Below are 17,319 nucleotides of genomic sequence, written 5' to 3'. Positions count from 1 at the left end.
CAAAAATGTCTTTAAATGTGTTTTTAAAAGTAGTGGAAATTCAGACGAAGCTTGCCAGTCTCTTTCCTTTTATCATCGGGGTCTTGTTTTCAATGACCTATTTTGGGGAAGTCCAGTGGGGCAACACGCTGGTTTTCTTCATTGGCATGGTGGTCTTTGATATGGCCACCACCGCCATTAATAATTACATGGACTTCAAAAAAGCCAAATCGGATGTCTATAAATATGAAGAAAATATTATCGGACAATCAGGCGTTTCACCACAACTGGTCCGCAACATGATTTTCGCCATGATTGCCTTCACTGCCGTTGTGGGTGCGTACTTAACGGTTCAAACCGGTTGGCTCTTCCTTGTGTTAGGGGGAATTTGCTGCTTCATCGGTATTTTCTACACGTATGGACCGATTCCGTTATCCCGCATGCCCTTGGGAGAAATTTTCAGTGGCTTCACGATGGGCTTAGGTATCTTCGTCTTAACGGTTTACTTGAACGTGGTCACCCAGCCGCCGTTTTACTTAACGGTTGATTTCGCCAGTGGCGCCTTTCGCTTAGACGGCAATCTCTGGGCGGTGCTTGCGATTGTCGTGGCTTCCTTGCCCTTGGTCTGTTCGATTGCTAACATCATGCTCGCCAACAATTTACGGGACTTAGATACGGATATTGAGAACCACCGTTATACGTTAGTCTATTATATCGGACGCCCAGCGGGGATTGTGCTGTTTCAAGTGTTAGCGCTAGCTGGGTATCTGGTGATTTTATTCGGCTTCATTAGTGGTATTTATCAATGGCCAGTGTTAATTACGTTTGCCACTCTGCCTGTCATTTGGAAAAATATTCAAACGTTTAAACAAGAATTGCCGCAGCCGAAAAGTTTCCGTCATTCCATTAAAAACTTACTGGTTTTCAATGGTACCTATGCCTTAGGGCTATTAATTAGCGCTTTGATTGGTTGAAACCTAAAAAAGTGTGAAGAATGCGAAAAAAATCTTGTTTTTTTTCAAGAAGTTTCTTCAAAATAGTTAAGAAAAGCTCAAAACGTTAGTGGTCAACACTAACATTTTGAGCTTTTCTCGTTAAAGAGAACAAAAAATTAAACTTTAAAGGCGTGATTTCAGGGAAAAACAGGTGGGAAACAACATTCCTATTGGTTGATAATTAAATAACATGTCTTTAAACGCTGTTCTATCGCTATAATTCAAAAAATTCACATGGAGTGCGTAAAAATCGTCAATTTCTCAAGGGGGGTTCTTTGTTATTATAGAGGTATGAAAAAAGGTTGTTTGAGCATTCGATAAACACAAGTTCAAATCTGTTGTTGATTTAAAAGGAGGTTTTAAAATGAAAAAAAAGCGTTATTTAATGATTGTGTGTCTACTATTTTCCCCTAGTTTTTTTATAAATGTTGAAGCGTCTGATGGTGGTTCTAGTTCGGTGGGGATTGAATTTTACCAAAATCCGACAACACCCGCTCCTAAAGATGCCCCGCCGAAAACAGATGCGCCAGCTACTGATCCCAAGGAACCAGCTGGTCCTCCGCAAGGAGATCAACGAAGTGGTGGTTCGACACAGACCACCACAACTGGCTCAACGCTCCCTCGTACAGGGAGCAAGAGTCAGGCAAATCTTAGCATTCTCGGCTTGGTCTTAATTGGCCTTGTCGGAATGGTACATAGAAAGAGGGGACGACATGAAGCGAAATAAATGGCAACGTCTTGCAGCTATTGGCTTATGTAGTTCTTTGCTAGTGAATGCCTTTTCGGGCGTGACGGCAGTTGCGGAAACCGTGACGATTGAAAGTAGTCCGACCGCTGAAAGTAGCGTCAAGGAAGAAACGCAAGCAAGTAGTGAAACGCAAGAAACAACGACTGAAACAAGTCGAGAAGAAGTAACACAGAAAACAGAGAAACAAGCAGAAGTGGAGGTAGAAAAGAAGGAAGACACGCCAGTGAAAGCGGAGCAAAAAGAAGTGGAAGCTCAGCAGGAGGCGCAACCTACGCCACAACCACCAGTAGAAATACAAAATCGAGCCGTTGGCGTTAAGGCAGGAAATTTGCCCGAGCTTCATCAGCAGTTAGTTGATTTGTTATATGCGAGATATGGAAGTCTAGGGCAATTACTTGGTTATCAAACTGACCCTATTCCCTTTCCTGAAGGCGTAATCGGCTTCAACCTTAAGAATACTGAAAATGTTACCTTGAATATGGCTGATTTTGATTTAACTGCGACAACACGTTTTACAATTAACGAAAACAGTCCTTATAAGCCGATTAGTTCAGTCGTTGGACCTACAACTGTTAATAAATCTGCAACTGGGTTTGACCTTGTTGTCCCAGCGAAAACAATTACAGCAACTTCCAATCTCAATCAATTCTATCATGTAGAAGCTGTGAGTTTACAAGTGCCAGCTTATATCAAACAAGTATCGATTGCAGGGAGTATAGTGAATATAGGTTATGGAACTTTGGAACCACGACTAACAAATGTGGCACTGATAATAGCACCTACTGATTCATCGCATTATGATATCTCAAGTAATTTTGCTTTAGGAAAATACATCTATCAAATTAGAGATACGTCTGGAAAAGCTGAATCGCCCACTAGTTATTATGCTACACATGGAGAGGCTTATGTTCCAGCAAACGATATTGATCTAAATGTTACCTTTCGTAAAGTCACCGAAAACTTCGTTGACGCCACTGGTGCCAAAATCACACCACCAACCGGTTTCACCCAAGGGCAACAAACAAGTATTACGAGCAATGACTTCACGTACACCAGTGCCAAAGCCTTGCCGGATACGTACAAGGCAGGCGGCAAAACTTACAAGTTCAAAGGCTGGTACAAAGGCAAAACCAAACCAGCGACTTTAAAAACGACGAAGACACCTAGTTACGCAGTTACTTACGATGACAATGACGATTTAAATGTGGTCTATGAGGAAATAGAAGCATTTGATTTTCCAGCCATTACCTATCAATTCGGGTTCGTAGATGAATCAGGTAAGCAAGTCGATGCTTCCAAAGTTAGCTTGACCTATGACAATTGGTATGGGGAAGTATTCTCAAATAATGCAGCGGATACAAATATTTCTGCTAACTGGAAAACAGTCAGTCTTGAAAAAGGTCAAGTTGCGCCAACCAAAAACAACTTGAAAGAAATTGTTTATCCTGCACAGTCTCTTGAGATACTGAGTGGGCGAACTTCACAATACAGTGTGGCTAATTTAACATTTGCACTGCCAAAATACTATGAAAAAATGAGCGTTTATAACAAGAACGGTACTTTTGATGCGGCATACCCGTTTCCTAGTGTTCAAAATAATAATTCCACAATTCCAATTGTTGAAGGTTCAGATAAATATGTTTCTAAATGGTTTGAATTAAAGAAAAGTGGGAGTCAATCGTTTGTTTTTAATCAAACAACTCCGGCAGCCCCAACAGATGTTCAAGTACCTGCTTATTTGCGAGAGATTGTCCATAATCCGGCTATTGTAGCAAACAAAGGAACTTATTATACATTAGATAAACCCGTCTACTACTATCTAACCAATCGCAAGGTCACCGAAAACTTCGTTGATACCACGGGCACCAAAATCACAGCGCCAACAGGGTTCACGCAAGGTAACCAGATTCCGATGACTAGCGACACCTTCAAGTATACAGCGGCGAAAGCCTTGCCAGCTAGTTATTCAGCTGGCGGCAAAACCTATACTTTCCAAGGTTGGTACAAAGGTAAAACCAAACCGAATACGTTGACAACCAGCACTACGCCAACATATAACACAACCTTTGATGGCAATGACGATATGACGGCGGTGTATAAAGAGGAAGTGCCAAAAGCGAGTGTTACTTTAACACGCACTTCAGCTGAAACAGTAACTAGCGGCGGCAACGTCACATGGCGCGCTACGATTACCAATACAAGCCAAGCCCCGTTAACCACGGCGACCATCAAGAAATCAACGGCTTGGACAACTGGCTTAGCAGCACCAACTGCCATGATCGTGACACCAGTTGGCGGCACGGCGAAAACCGTTCCAGTCACAGCGACTACTTGGACTAATGGCGTTAGCTTAGGGACTGACATCCCAGTAGGGAAATCTGCCACGGTTCAGTTCACTACCAAAGCGACGGGCATAGCGGGGCAAGTCTTGCGTGCAGGGATTACCACCAGTGGGAATTACAGTGGCATTTCTGCTTCAGCAACTGTTCGTGTGAAAGACAATGATCAGGCGATTGTTACACCAACGGCAGAGGGATTCATCAGTGTGCCAACTTTCAATTTTGGTCAGATAGGGATTGCGGGAAACACACAACAGCATGGCCTGAAGAAAACCGCTGATTACTACGGCAACGGCACACGCAATCCCTATCTGCGAATTAAGAAAACCCAACCGAATTGGAGCTTAACGGCGCAACTGTCTCAACCAAAATCAGCTACAGACAGCTTGCCAACAGCGACCCGCCTATTACTAGGTGCAGCTCCTGTTTCAAGTTTCTCCAATTACAATCAACCAACGGAGTTGAAAAACACGATTGGCACCACCAAGGTTATTAACTTAACGGCAAATAACACGGCTACGAACATCGTTGCCAACCAACAATTTACTGGCAGTAATGTCTATCAGCTAGATTTCGTATTTGATAATATCAAACTAGAAGTACCAGCTAGTCAAGGCATGACTGGTCAACAATACCAAGCCGCAGTCACATGGAATTTAGTGACTGGACCGTAAAAATAAAAAATGCTCGAGCTTCAGAAAAATAGGAGGCTCGGGTATTTTTTATTGATGGTCTTTTTAGGGTTGTTGTGCTATAACAGCAATGAAAAGAGAGATATGCGACAACATACCTCTCTGGTGTAGAGCCGTTTAAGACGGTAGCGATTTTTAGTGATTTATAAAAAATAACCGTACTCGCTAAAGCTTCTGCGATAGACAAAGTGAGCAGCGCCCCTTTCATTAAGGGGCGCTGCTTTTTAGTCGTTATTGCGATTGTTCAGTGTCTTTCGTAGAGAGGTTCATTTGTTCTTTGATGGCATTTTCGACACGTTGGCGTTCGCTTTCTTCAACTAGTTGATAAGAAATACCTTCAATTCCTGTCACGCCATCGCCAGTATAATCGTAGCCTTTCAATTGATCGGTTTCGATTGTTTTTAGTGCGGGGGTGTATTTTTTTAGCATTGCCATCATTTGGTCAAAGGACAAGTCGGTTTCACCATGTTCGCCGATTACGTCCAGAATTTCTTGATATTTTAGCAAGCTGTTAAAAGAAAGTAACTTGTTGGTTAATTCGATTAAAACTTCTCGCTGGCGGCGTTGACGACCATAGTCGCCTTCGGGGTCTTCGTAACGCATGCGCGCGTATTGTAAAGCTTCCCAGCCACCTAAATGTTGTTTGCCTTTCGGATAATGAATCCCTTCAGCGTCAAAAGCAAAGGCATTGTCAACAGTGACGCCGCCCACCGCATCGCCAAGGTCCTTCATAGCATCCATATCAATTGAAAAGTAATGATTGATTGGGATGTGTAAGACATTTTCAACCGTTTTGATTTGCATATCGGCACCACCGAAAACGTGGGCCGCATTGATTTTATTGTATTCGCCATTGGTGCCAGCCATTTCCACATAGTAGTCACGCGGGATGCTGGTGATGGTAGTTTTTTGTAATTGATTATTCACTGTAACCACCATTAAGGCATTGGAGCGGTAATCGGTTTTGCGTTTTGAGTCATTCGCAATCCCCATAATTAAGAAACTAACCGGTTCACCTTTGGCTAAATCGGGACTCTTCGTGGAAGATTTTCTTGGTTTATACATGGTATTCGCTGTTTTTTGCAAATTGCGATACATGCTGACCCCGTAAGCGGAAACAGAAAGTGTGCCTAAAAATAAAAGGGTTAAACTAAAGACCACGAATAAACTTTTTCTTTTACGAGAATGGCGGCGCCGGCGTTGTGTCGGTACTTCTGCTTCCTCTGGTTCAGGTGCTGGCAAATAACGTTGAACAATTTGAAATGAAAAGTTGACCCAGCTATAACTTAGGAGCATCCCAGCGATGACATCACTAGGATAATGAACGCGTAAGATTAAACGACCTAACACAATCAAAACTAAATAAGTAAGTAAGAAAATTTTGATGCCTTTGGTTTTTTCGACATGAAGATAGGCCAAAACGATCAAAATCGTACAGACCAGCGCCATTGCTAATAATGAATGTCCGCTGGGAAAGCTAGCAGAGCTTCGATCAGCTAAAGCACCTAGGTTTGGTCGAGCCCGACCCACCACATGTTTAAAAACGCTCCCTAAAAAGCCGACAGCTAATAGGTTACTGACAGCCCAAAAGGCTAGAATTTTTTCTTTTTTGCGTAAAAGGTAAACCATCAATAATAAGAAGAATAGCAGCATTGGTCCAATCGTGGCAGTTTTTGCTAACAGATTGACCGCTGTTAAAAGTGGGGCATTTAATTGCCATTTGATGTGATAAATAGCTTCGTCCATTTGTTGAAACCAATTTGGACTAGCCGCCACTAACAAAGTGAGGAAAGTAAAACCAAGCGTTGTTAGGGCATAAAGTGGAAATTTTTTATTCGATGTTTGCATGAGAATCCCTTTCTTTTTCCCTTGAAAGAGTAGACTAAGCCAGCATCGATCGTAAATAAGCGCTTGCGACTAAACAGGACACAGCAAGCCAATCGGTTCTCATCGTCTGAGCTTTAGCACTATCCAACGTAAAGATTTCTCTTAGCTATTTTTAGAAGAGCCTTAATTCGACCATTCCTGTTTTACACATTGGTGTCTTTCGACATTTCTGCGCAATAGCCTATGTTTGGATAGGAGCCTCACCTAACAAGGTTATTTTATCTAACGCTAGAAGTATAGAATTTATGCAGCGGTTCTCACAATGAAGTTTAAGAAAATTTATTGTTTTTTAAATAAATTTAAAGGTGTGGGGAAGTGAAGCAGTTAAAAAAACAGTACTTGAGCATCCTAAAAAAAAGTGTACAAGGCTGTTCTCGGTTAACCGCTATAAATAGTTGGTGTTCAATAATGATAAATTAAAAAACAAACATTTTTTATAAGAGTGCTATAAGTTTTTCTCAGTAAAAAAGGCGGACAGTTGCTATTGAATTGCTAGTTCATTTAAAATAAATATGTCGACAATAATTGTGCACAAAGTTGATGGTCGCTATCGAAAAAGTAAAAATGATGTTGTGGAGATTTTACGTTTCAGTTGATTAAGATTACATGTTTTTTGAAGGGTTTTGCTTATAAGGGAGCGATATACATGAAAAAAATGATGTTATTCATAATTGCAGTAGGCGCAACGATGATCAGTGTTTTTGCTTTAGGAGATGCACAGCAGAGTTATGCACACGGCTATGTTGATAGCCCAGTCAGTCGAGTCAAAAATGCGGAAGCAAACGGATTTGGATGGGGACCTGGTCAAGACAGCTCACAGCCAGAAATTATCACGACACCCCAAGGAATTGAAGCACCAACTAAATTATTAGACACGGGTCAATTAAATGGAAGGTTGCCTTCAGCTGGATTAGCAAGCTATTCCAAACTAGATGAACAAACAGCCACTCGTTGGGTAAAAAGTAATATAACAACAGGTGAGAATAATTTTAAATGGGTGATGACGGCAAAACATAAGACCAATCGTTTTAGATACTATATGACGAAACCTGGATGGAATCCTAATGCACCATTAACGATGGACGAAATGGAACTGATTGGCATAGTAGGGCAACCAATCGGTCAAGATTTACCTCCTGGTCAAGGATTTATGGTCAATGATACAGAAACACACAGAATAGATATTCCCGCTGATAGGAAAGGATACCATGTTATTTATGCCGTTTGGGATATCAATGACACGATTAATTCATTTTATCAAGCGATAGATGTTAATGTTCAATAATCAGGTATCAAGATAATGCGGCTGAAACAAAAGTGCTTAGCGCCAAGAAATAAGAAGAAATTTCCGAAGGGGCTGCTTTTGTTCAGCTGATTATCTTCAGAAGTAGAAAGTGGGACATCAGTCAAAACGACTGATGTCCCACTTTCTTTTTTCTAAACTTCCCCACTTATCCTCGACGCCATTCACCAATCTGGTCCAAACTAATTTCCCCAGAAGACAACGTTTTGGACGTACCATCAGGCAACTGGACAATCAATTCCCCGTTTCCATTAATGGTTGTCGCAACGCCGCGGAAGTCTTGCCCGTTTTGGGTAAAAGCGACGTCTTTGCCAATCACAAAGGAGCGTTGTCGGTATTCTTCTAAAAAGTCTTTCGTTGAACGTTCGTCTAAAATTTGATAAAAATGATTCCAAATGTTGGCGACTAGTTCATTTCGCGACGCCGTCGGTTCACCATCTGGGAAAAGGGAAGTCACTTTCTGCCGAATGTCCTCAGGAAATTCGGTTTCTGTAATTGAAAAATTAATCCCCATGCCGATGATAACATTGGAAATTTGCCCTGTTTCCACATTGCTCATGGCTTCCGACAAAATCCCGCAAACTTTTTTGCCGTTTAAATAAAGATCGTTGACCCATTTAATTTCTGTTTGAACGCCTGCCAGAGTATCCATTGCTCGAGCGACCGCTACGGCCATAATCACAGTATATTGGGCGATTTCTTCAAAATTTTGGTTCGGTTGAAGCACCATGCTCATGTAAATCCCTTTACCTGGCGTAGCGAAAAACGGCCGGCCGAACCTGCCCCGCGGCATTTCTTGCATGTCAGCAACAATCAATGTATTGTCTGGCGTCTGGTCTAAAATCGCCCGCTTAGCATCGGTCATGGTAGATTCAGATGTTTCTAGGACGGTAATTGTTAAAGGCGGTGTTTGTGGCCATAATGCCAACTGAATGCCTTCTGCAGAAAGGACATCTGATTTTTCAAGGCGATACCCCTTGTTTTGCACGCTAGTAATTTGATAGCCATCTTTTTTCAATTCATTAATCGCTTTCCAAATAGCTGTGCGAGATAAGGATAGACGTTGTGCCATCTCTTCGCCCGAAAGGAATGCGGGCGTTTGTTTCATCAATAAAGTTAGGACTTGGCTTTTTGTCGACATATTTTTTCCTCCGATTCGTTATGCTTATTGTAGCGGAAAGGAAAAGGCTTGGTCAACTAGTGAAAAAATCCATCTTAGGATGGAGGAAAATGAAGCAGGCGTTTGCTATACTTGTTTTATTGAGAAGGAGTGAGGGGAATGGAAAAGCAACAATATGTTTGTGAGAAATGTGGCAACATGCACTATGTGTCGGACCAATTTCAAGCAACAGGTGGGAACTTTGCGAAAATTTTTGATGTTCAAAATAAAAAATTTATTACAATTAGCTGTACCCAATGCGGCTACACCGAACTTTACCGCAGCCAAACAAGCGGCGGCATGAATGTCCTAGACTTTTTATTAGGTGGCGGTTAGTCAAAAACGAATGCATCTTTGCATTCGTTTTTTTGTGTGCGAATAGGAAGATAGGGGAAAATGCGTAATTATTTATTACGCCTTTTTTCATTTAAACCCTTTACAAAAAAACTCCTTTTTATGAAAAAGAAAACCTTAAAGAAACCCTTGACTTTTCTAGACAAAGGTAGTAGAATCTATAGAGCAAAAACTATCTGAAAGTGACGAAGCAGGAGCGAAATATTGTCCGTTCCGGTTTTTTATAGGAAAACAAAAGTAGAAACGCCAGAAAATTTTTCGGAAGCATGTTCTATTTTTGGTTTTTTTTTGCTTAAAAACTGCAAAAAATGCTTTTTGTTACATATATTTAATATACGTAACGTAAATGTAATTTTTCGGATCGGTGTTTTGATAGACTTATAACTAGAGGGGTGAAGAGCTTGGCTGGACACGTAGTAAAATACGGAAAGCATCGCGAACGTAGAAGTTTCGCACGTATCAGTGAAGTATTGGAATTACCAAATTTAATTGAAATCCAAACAGACTCTTATCAATGGTTTTTAGATGAGGGACTTCGTGAAATGTTTGAAGACATTTTACCAATTGATGATTTCCAAGGAAACTTATCCTTAGAATTTGTTGACTATGAATTAAAAGAACCAAAGTACACAGTAGAAGAAGCCCGCGCACATGATGCCAACTATTCTGCGCCATTACATGTAACATTACGTTTAACCAACCGTGAAACAGGTGAAATTAAATCCCAAGAAGTATTCTTCGGCGATTTCCCATTAATGACAGAAATGGGTACCTTCATCATCAACGGGGCAGAACGTGTTATCGTTTCCCAATTAGTTCGTTCTCCAGGTGTTTATTTCCATGGAAAAGTGGACAAAAACGGCAAAGAAGGTTTTGGCTCAACAGTCATTCCTAACCGTGGTGCATGGTTAGAAATGGAAACAGATGCGAAAGACATTTCTTATGTTCGGATTGACCGCACACGTAAAATTCCTTTAACTGTGTTAGTTCGTGCTTTAGGTTTCGGTTCAGATGATACCATCTTCGAAATTTTCGGCGACAGCGAAAGCTTACGCAACACAATTGAAAAAGATTTACACAAAAATGCAAGTGATTCTCGTACAGAAGAAGGCTTGAAAGACATTTATGAACGTCTTCGCCCGGGCGAACCAAAAACAGCAGATAGCTCACGTAGCTTGTTAACTGCACGTTTCTTTGATCCAAAACGTTATGATTTGGCAAACGTTGGTCGCTACAAAGTTAACAAAAAATTAGACTTAAAAACACGTCTATTAAACTTAACCTTAGCTGAAACGCTAGTTGATCCAGAAACTGGCGAAATCATTGTCGAAAAAGGCACGGTTTTAACACACCAAATCATGGAAACATTAGGCGAATACATTGACAATGGCTTAAACAGTGTAACTTACTATCCAAGTGAAGATGCGGTAGTAACTGAACCAATGACGATTCAAGTGATTCAAGTTCTTTCACCAAAAGATCCTGAACGTATCGTAAATGTGATTGGTAACGGCTATCCAGACGACAGCGTCAAAACAGTTCGTCCAGCAGATATCGTTGCTTCAATGAGCTACTTCTTCAACTTAATGGAAGATATCGGCAATGTCGATGACATCGACCACTTAGGTAATCGTCGTATCCGTTCAGTAGGCGAATTATTACAAAACCAATTCCGTATTGGTTTAGCCCGTATGGAACGTGTGGTTCGTGAAAGAATGTCTATTCAAGACACAGAAACATTGACACCACAACAATTAATTAACATCCGTCCAGTGGTAGCAAGTATCAAAGAATTCTTTGGTTCTTCACAGTTATCACAGTTCATGGACCAAACAAACCCATTAGGTGAGTTAACCCATAAACGTCGTCTATCAGCCTTAGGGCCTGGTGGTTTGACTCGTGACCGTGCCGGTTATGAAGTTCGTGACGTTCACTACTCTCACTATGGTCGTATGTGTCCAATTGAAACGCCTGAGGGACCGAATATCGGGTTGATCAATAGTTTATCTAGTTACGCAAAAGTGAATAAATTTGGTTTCATCGAAACGCCTTATCGCCGTGTTGATCGTGTGACAGGCCGTGTTACTGATCAAGTAGATTACTTAACCGCAGACATCGAAGACCATTATATCGTAGCGCAAGCGAACTCAGTTTTAAATGAAGATGGCACATTTGCCAATGATGTTGTTATGGCGCGTCTACAAAGTGAAAACTTAGAAGTTGCCGTAGACAAAGTTGACTACATGGACGTTTCACCAAAACAAGTAGTCGCAGTCGCAACAGCATGTATTCCTTTCTTAGAAAACGATGACTCCAACCGTGCCTTGATGGGTGCCAACATGCAGCGTCAAGCGGTGCCGTTAATTCAACCACGCTCTCCGTGGGTAGGTACAGGTATGGAATATAAATCAGCCCATGACTCAGGTGCTGCTTTACTATGTAAACATGACGGTGTCGTAGAATTCGTCGATGCAAAAGAAATTCGCGTTCGTCGCGACAATGGCGCATTAGACAAATATATGGTTACTAAATTCCGTCGTTCTAACTCAGGAACAAGCTACAACCAACGCCCAATTGTTCACTTAGGTGAAAAAGTTGAAAAAGGCGATACTTTAGCGGATGGACCTTCTATGGAAGAAGGCGAAATGGCTTTAGGGCAAAACGTCTTAGTTGCCTTCATGACATGGGAAGGTTACAACTACGAGGATGCCATTATCATGAGCCGTCGTTTAGTTAAAGACGATGTCTACACTTCTGTGCATATTGAAGAATATGAATCAGAAGCACGTGATACAAAATTAGGACCTGAAGAAATTACCCGTGAAATTCCAAACGTTGGGGAAGACGCGTTGAAAGACTTAGACGAAATGGGGATTATCCGCATTGGTGCTGAAGTTCAAGATGGCGACTTACTAGTTGGGAAAGTCACACCTAAAGGGGTTACAGAATTATCTGCAGAAGAACGTTTATTACACGCAATCTTCGGGGAAAAAGCTCGCGAAGTTCGTGATACGTCTCTCCGTGTACCTCACGGTGGCGGCGGTATCGTTCATGATGTGAAAATCTTTACTCGTGAAGCTGGCGATGAATTATCACCAGGTGTCAACATGTTAGTTCGTGTCTATATCGTTCAAAAACGTAAAATTCACGAAGGAGATAAAATGGCGGGACGTCACGGAAATAAAGGGGTTGTTTCCCGTATTATGCCGGAAGAAGATATGCCATTCTTACCTGACGGAACACCTGTTGATATCATGTTGAACCCATTAGGGGTACCTTCTCGTATGAATATCGGACAAGTACTTGAATTACACTTAGGTATGGCTGCTCGCCAATTAGGTATTCACGTCGCAACACCTGTTTTCGATGGGGCAACCGATGAAGACGTTTGGGAAACTGTTCGTGAAGCTGGTATGGCTAGCGATGCTAAAACAGTTCTTTACGATGGACGTACAGGTGAACCATTTGATAACCGTATTTCCGTTGGTGTCATGTATATGATTAAATTAGCCCACATGGTTGATGACAAATTGCATGCTCGTTCAATCGGACCTTACTCTCTTGTTACGCAACAACCGTTGGGTGGTAAAGCTCAATTCGGTGGACAACGTTTCGGGGAAATGGAAGTTTGGGCACTGGAAGCTTACGGTGCTGCTTACACATTACAAGAAATCTTAACTTACAAATCTGATGACGTTGTCGGACGTGTGAAAACATACGAAGCCATCGTTAAAGGTGAACCAATTCCAAAACCAGGTGTGCCTGAATCATTCCGAGTATTAGTGAAAGAATTACAATCACTTGGTTTAGACATGCGTGTCTTGGACATTGAGGAAGCTGAGATTGAGTTACGCGATATGGACGATGACGATGATGATTTAATCACCGTTGACGCACTAACCAAATTTGCGGAACAACAATCAGCGAAACAGCTGGAAAAAGAAGCAGAATCAGTCGTGAAAGAAGAAGCACAAGACGTTGTTCAAGAAATTGAAACAGCCGAAGACAGAGACTAATTTGTCGCTACCACTCTGATGAGTTGATTCAACTGCGACTTTGTTGCAACTGCGCAAGCCATTACTTGTTCCAAGTGTCGTCAGACCTTCTTTCAAGTGATGCTTGCCATTTGCTAACAAGTTGCTGACTCAGCTTCTCTAAATAAGGAAATGGAGGGAATTCCTTTTGATCGATGTAAATAAATTCGAAAGTATGCAAATAGGGCTTGCTTCACCAGAAAAGATCAGAAGTTGGTCTTATGGGGAAGTTAAAAAACCCGAAACAATTAACTACCGTACATTAAAACCCGAACGTGAAGGGTTATTCTGTGAACGCATTTTTGGTCCAACCAAAGACTGGGAATGTGCTTGTGGTAAATATAAACGTATCCGTTATAAAGGTATTGTCTGTGACCGTTGTGGCGTTGAAGTCACTCGTTCAAAAGTACGTCGTGAACGTATGGGACATATTGAATTAGCCGCACCAGTTTCACATATCTGGTACTTTAAAGGAATTCCATCTCGGATGGGTCTTGTTTTAGACATGAGCCCTCGTGCATTGGAAGAAGTCATTTATTTTGCTTCATACGTTGTCATCGAACCAGGTGACACAACATTAGAGAAAAAACAATTGTTAACGGAACGTGAATATCGTGAAAAACGTGAACAATATGGCCAAGCCTTCAAAGCTGCTATGGGTGCCGAAGCCGTGAAACAATTATTAGATAACGTCGATTTAGATGGCGAAGTTGCGCAATTAAAAGAAGAATTGAAAACAGCTTCTGGTCAAAAACGGACACGTGCCATCCGTCGTTTAGACATCTTAGAAGCCTTCCGTGCCTCTGGTAACCAACCAAGCTGGATGGTAATGGATGTTATCCCAGTTATTCCACCAGATTTACGTCCGATGGTTCAATTGGAAGGTGGTCGTTTTGCAACAAGTGACTTAAACGACTTATACCGCCGTGTTATCAACCGTAACAACCGTCTAAAACGTTTATTAGACTTAAATGCGCCAAGCATCATTGTTCAAAACGAAAAACGGATGTTACAAGAAGCGGTGGATGCTTTAATCGATAATGGTCGTCGTGGCCGTCCAGTTACTGGACCAGGTAACCGTCCATTGAAATCTCTTTCTCACATGTTGAAAGGGAAACAAGGTCGTTTCCGTCAAAACTTACTAGGTAAACGTGTTGACTATTCTGGTCGTTCCGTAATCGTCGTTGGTCCGTTCTTAAAAATGTACCAATGTGGTTTACCAAAAGAAATGGCGATTGAATTATTCAAACCATTTGTAATGCGTGAATTAGTACAACGTGAAATTGCGACAAACATTAAAAATGCGAAACGTAAAATCGAACGTGGCGAAGATGAAGTTTGGGATATCTTAGAAGAAGTTATCCAAGAACACCCAGTTTTACTTAACCGGGCACCTACGTTGCATAGATTAGGGATCCAAGCTTTCGAACCTGTTCTTGTTGAAGGTCGTGCCATCCGTCTTCACCCATTAGTTTGTGAAGCCTACAATGCCGATTTCGATGGAGACCAAATGGCGGTTCACGTGCCTCTAAACGAAGAAGCACAAGCAGAAGCTCGTATGTTAATGCTTGCTGCTCAAAATATCTTGAACCCGAAAGATGGTAAACCAGTTGTTACACCATCTCAAGATATGGTCTTAGGTAACTACTACCTAACAATGGAAGAAGAAGGCCGTGAAGGGGAAGGTATGATCTTCCGCGACATGAACGAAGCTGTTTTAGCATGGCAAAATGGCTACGTGCATTTACACTCACGGATTGGGGTTCAAACAACACTTTTAGGTGACAAACCATTTACTGATTGGCAAAAAGAACGAATCTTAATCACCACAGTTGGTAAGATCATCTTTAACGAAATCATGCCTGTTGAGTTCCCTTACTTGAACGAACCAACAGACTATAACTTAACTGTTCAAACACCAGATAAATACTTCGTAGAAGCTGGTACAGACATTCCTGCACACATTAAAGAGCAAGAATTAGTTTTACCATTCAAGAAGAAAAATCTTGGAAATATCATTGCTGAAGTCTTCAAGAGATTCCACATTACGGAAACCTCTAAAATGCTTGACCGCATGAAAGACTTAGGTTACAAACACTCAACTTATGCTGGGATGACAGTAGGGATTGCCGATATCATGGTTCTTCATGAAAAACAAGCAATCATTGATGCTGCCCACAAACAAGTTGAAACAATTACTAAACAATTCCGTCGTGGTTTAATTACTGATGACGAACGTTATGAACGTGTAATCGGCGTTTGGAACGGTGCCAAAGACGAAATCCAACAAAAACTGATCGAAAGTATGGAAGCTCGTAACCCAATCTTCATGATGTCTGACTCTGGAGCCCGTGGTAACATCTCCAACTTTACACAGTTAGCTGGTATGCGTGGTTTGATGGCCGCTCCGAATGGACGAATCATGGAATTACCAATCATCTCAAACTTCCGTGAAGGACTTTCTGTCTTAGAAATGTTTATCTCAACTCACGGGGCTCGTAAAGGGATGACCGATACTGCCTTGAAGACAGCCGATTCAGGTTACTTAACACGTCGTTTAGTTGACGTTGCCCAAGACGTAATCATTCGTGAAGACGACTGTGGCACTGACCGTGGTCTTGAAATCGAAGCAATTCGTGAAGGTAATGAAATTATCGAACCATTAGACGAACGTCTATTAGGTCGTTATACACGTAAATCAGTTGTTCATCCAGAAACTGGTGCAATCATCATTGGTGCGGATCAACTAATCACTGAAGATCTTGCAAGAGAAATCGTGGACGCTGGTATTGAAAAAGTAACTATCCGTTCTGTCTTTACATGTAACACAAAACATGGTGTATGTAAGCACTGTTACGGACGTAACCTAGCAACTGGTTCTGACGTTGAAGTCGGAGAAGCAGTTGGTACAATCGCCGCTCAATCAATCGGGGAACCTGGTACACAGTTAACCATGCGTACGTTCCATACCGGTGGGGTTGCCGGTGACGATATCACTCAAGGTTTACCTCGTATCCAAGAAATCTTTGAAGCACGTAATCCGAAAGGGCAAGCAGTGATTACAGAAGTAACCGGTGAAGTTATCGATATTTCTGAAGATCCTGCCACACGTCAAAAAGAAGTAACCATCAAAGGAAAAACAGATACACGTACCTATACTGTCCCTTACACTGCACGTATGAAAGTTGCTGAAGGCGACATCATCCACCGTGGTGCACCGTTGACAGAAGGTTCAATTGATCCAAAACAATTATTACAAGTTCGTGATGTTTTATCTGTTGAAAACTACCTATTACGTGAAGTACAACGTGTTTACCGTATGCAAGGGGTAGAAATCGGCGACAAACATATCGAAGTAATGGTTCGTCAAATGTTACGTAAAATCCGCGTAATGGATCCGGGTGACACTGAAATCCTTCCAGGAACATTAATGGACATCGCAGAATTTAAAGACCGTAACTACGACACATTAGTTGCTGGTGGCGTCCCTGCTACTAGTCGTCCAGTTTTACTTGGTATTACCAAAGCGTCATTGGAAACAAACAGCTTCTTATCTGCTGCATCCTTCCAAGAAACAACACGCGTGTTAACAGATGCTGCTATCCGTGGCAAAAAAGATCCATTACTTGGATTGAAAGAAAATGTTATCATTGGTAAAATCATCCCAGCTGGTACTGGTATGGCTCGTTACCGTAACATGGAACCAAAAGAAGTTGGCGTAGCTAGCGAAAACGTTTATAGTATTTCAGACATTGAAGCACAAATGGCTGCTGAAGATGCGATGAAAAACATCAATAAATAAACCCTAAAAAGCCGTAAGGAGCATGCT

Annotated in this window: 9 protein-coding genes and 1 riboswitch; of the genes, 7 read left to right on the top strand and 2 right to left on the bottom strand. The window is 41.6% G+C overall.

Annotated features, from left to right (window positions below; translation table 11 throughout):
* The first annotated feature begins 5 nt into the window (after positions 1 to 5).
* The 3 genes from menA to MKZ30_RS12420 all read left to right on the top strand — a co-directional run bounded on the left by menA (position 6) and on the right by MKZ30_RS12420 (position 4,735).
* Entirely contained in the window at positions 6 to 953 is a 948-nt protein-coding gene (gene menA, locus MKZ30_RS12430) for a 1,4-dihydroxy-2-naphthoate polyprenyltransferase (protein ID WP_002383158.1), read from the top strand.
* A 385-nt stretch (positions 954 to 1,338) separates the two neighbouring features.
* Positions 1,339 to 1,701 (top strand): LPXTG cell wall anchor domain-containing protein, encoded by a 363-nt coding sequence (locus MKZ30_RS12425; protein WP_002383160.1) that lies wholly within the window; start codon positions 1,339 to 1,341, stop codon positions 1,699 to 1,701.
* Positions 1,688 to 4,735, top strand: coding sequence for a WxL domain-containing protein (locus MKZ30_RS12420; protein ID WP_249958771.1), 3,048 nt, complete (start codon positions 1,688 to 1,690; stop codon positions 4,733 to 4,735). The genes MKZ30_RS12425 and MKZ30_RS12420 overlap by 14 nt, the downstream gene beginning before the upstream one ends.
* Before the next feature lie 249 nt (positions 4,736 to 4,984).
* Here the strand turns inward: MKZ30_RS12420 and MKZ30_RS12415 are convergent, their stop codons facing one another.
* A complete protein-coding gene (locus MKZ30_RS12415; protein WP_249958770.1) occupies positions 4,985 to 6,601 on the bottom strand; it encodes a phosphatase PAP2/LCP family protein in 1,617 nt (538 codons plus the stop codon).
* A 91-nt stretch (positions 6,602 to 6,692) separates the two neighbouring features.
* Positions 6,693 to 6,859: riboswitch (M-box (ykoK) riboswitch) on the bottom strand.
* Between the two features lie 427 nt (positions 6,860 to 7,286).
* On the opposite strand from MKZ30_RS12415, the gene MKZ30_RS12410 reads away from it, so the two are divergent.
* Positions 7,287 to 7,925 (top strand): lytic polysaccharide monooxygenase, encoded by a 639-nt coding sequence (locus tag MKZ30_RS12410; protein WP_010816864.1) that lies wholly within the window; start codon positions 7,287 to 7,289, stop codon positions 7,923 to 7,925.
* A gap of 166 nt (positions 7,926 to 8,091) precedes the next feature.
* On the opposite strand, the gene MKZ30_RS12405 is transcribed toward MKZ30_RS12410, so the two are convergent.
* Positions 8,092 to 9,084 carry a biotin--[acetyl-CoA-carboxylase] ligase gene (locus MKZ30_RS12405; RefSeq protein WP_010816863.1) on the bottom strand — a complete coding sequence of 331 codons (993 nt, stop codon included), beginning with the start codon at positions 9,082 to 9,084 and terminating at the stop codon, positions 8,092 to 8,094.
* Positions 9,085 to 9,222: 138 nt separating this feature from the next.
* On the opposite strand from MKZ30_RS12405, the gene MKZ30_RS12400 reads away from it, so the two are divergent.
* From MKZ30_RS12400 to rpoC, 3 genes are all read left to right on the top strand, one after another.
* A complete protein-coding gene (locus MKZ30_RS12400) occupies positions 9,223 to 9,438 on the top strand; it encodes a zinc ribbon domain-containing protein (protein ID WP_002354768.1) in 216 nt (71 codons plus the stop codon).
* Positions 9,439 to 9,857: 419 nt separating this feature from the next.
* Positions 9,858 to 13,472: a DNA-directed RNA polymerase subunit beta gene (gene rpoB, locus MKZ30_RS12395; protein WP_010816862.1), complete on the top strand. Its 3,615-nt coding sequence runs from the start codon at positions 9,858 to 9,860 to the stop codon at positions 13,470 to 13,472.
* A gap of 166 nt (positions 13,473 to 13,638) precedes the next feature.
* A complete protein-coding gene (rpoC, locus tag MKZ30_RS12390) occupies positions 13,639 to 17,292 on the top strand; it encodes a DNA-directed RNA polymerase subunit beta' (RefSeq protein WP_002354777.1) in 3,654 nt (1,217 codons plus the stop codon).
* Positions 17,293 to 17,319: the final 27 nt, after the last annotated feature.

This window comes from Enterococcus sp. LX10 (genome assembly GCF_023539285.1).
GTDB lineage: Bacteria > Bacillota > Bacilli > Lactobacillales > Enterococcaceae > Enterococcus > Enterococcus faecalis.
This window is presented reverse-complemented; position numbering and strand designations above follow the sequence as displayed.

Excerpts from the sequence above, each read along its gene's own strand:
- menA (WP_002383158.1), top strand. The coding sequence starts at position 6 with ATGTCTTTAAATGTGTTTTTAAAAGTAGTGGAAATTCAGACGAAGCTT.
- MKZ30_RS12425 (WP_002383160.1), top strand. The coding sequence starts at position 1,339 with ATGAAAAAAAAGCGTTATTTAATGATTGTGTGTCTACTATTTTCCCCT.
- MKZ30_RS12410 (WP_010816864.1), top strand. The coding sequence starts at position 7,287 with ATGAAAAAAATGATGTTATTCATAATTGCAGTAGGCGCAACGATGATC.
- MKZ30_RS12420 (WP_249958771.1), top strand. The coding sequence starts at position 1,688 with ATGAAGCGAAATAAATGGCAACGTCTTGCAGCTATTGGCTTATGTAGT.
- MKZ30_RS12415 (WP_249958770.1), bottom strand. The coding sequence starts at position 6,601 with ATGCAAACATCGAATAAAAAATTTCCACTTTATGCCCTAACAACGCTT.
- MKZ30_RS12400 (WP_002354768.1), top strand. The coding sequence starts at position 9,223 with ATGGAAAAGCAACAATATGTTTGTGAGAAATGTGGCAACATGCACTAT.
- MKZ30_RS12405 (WP_010816863.1), bottom strand. The coding sequence starts at position 9,084 with ATGTCGACAAAAAGCCAAGTCCTAACTTTATTGATGAAACAAACGCCC.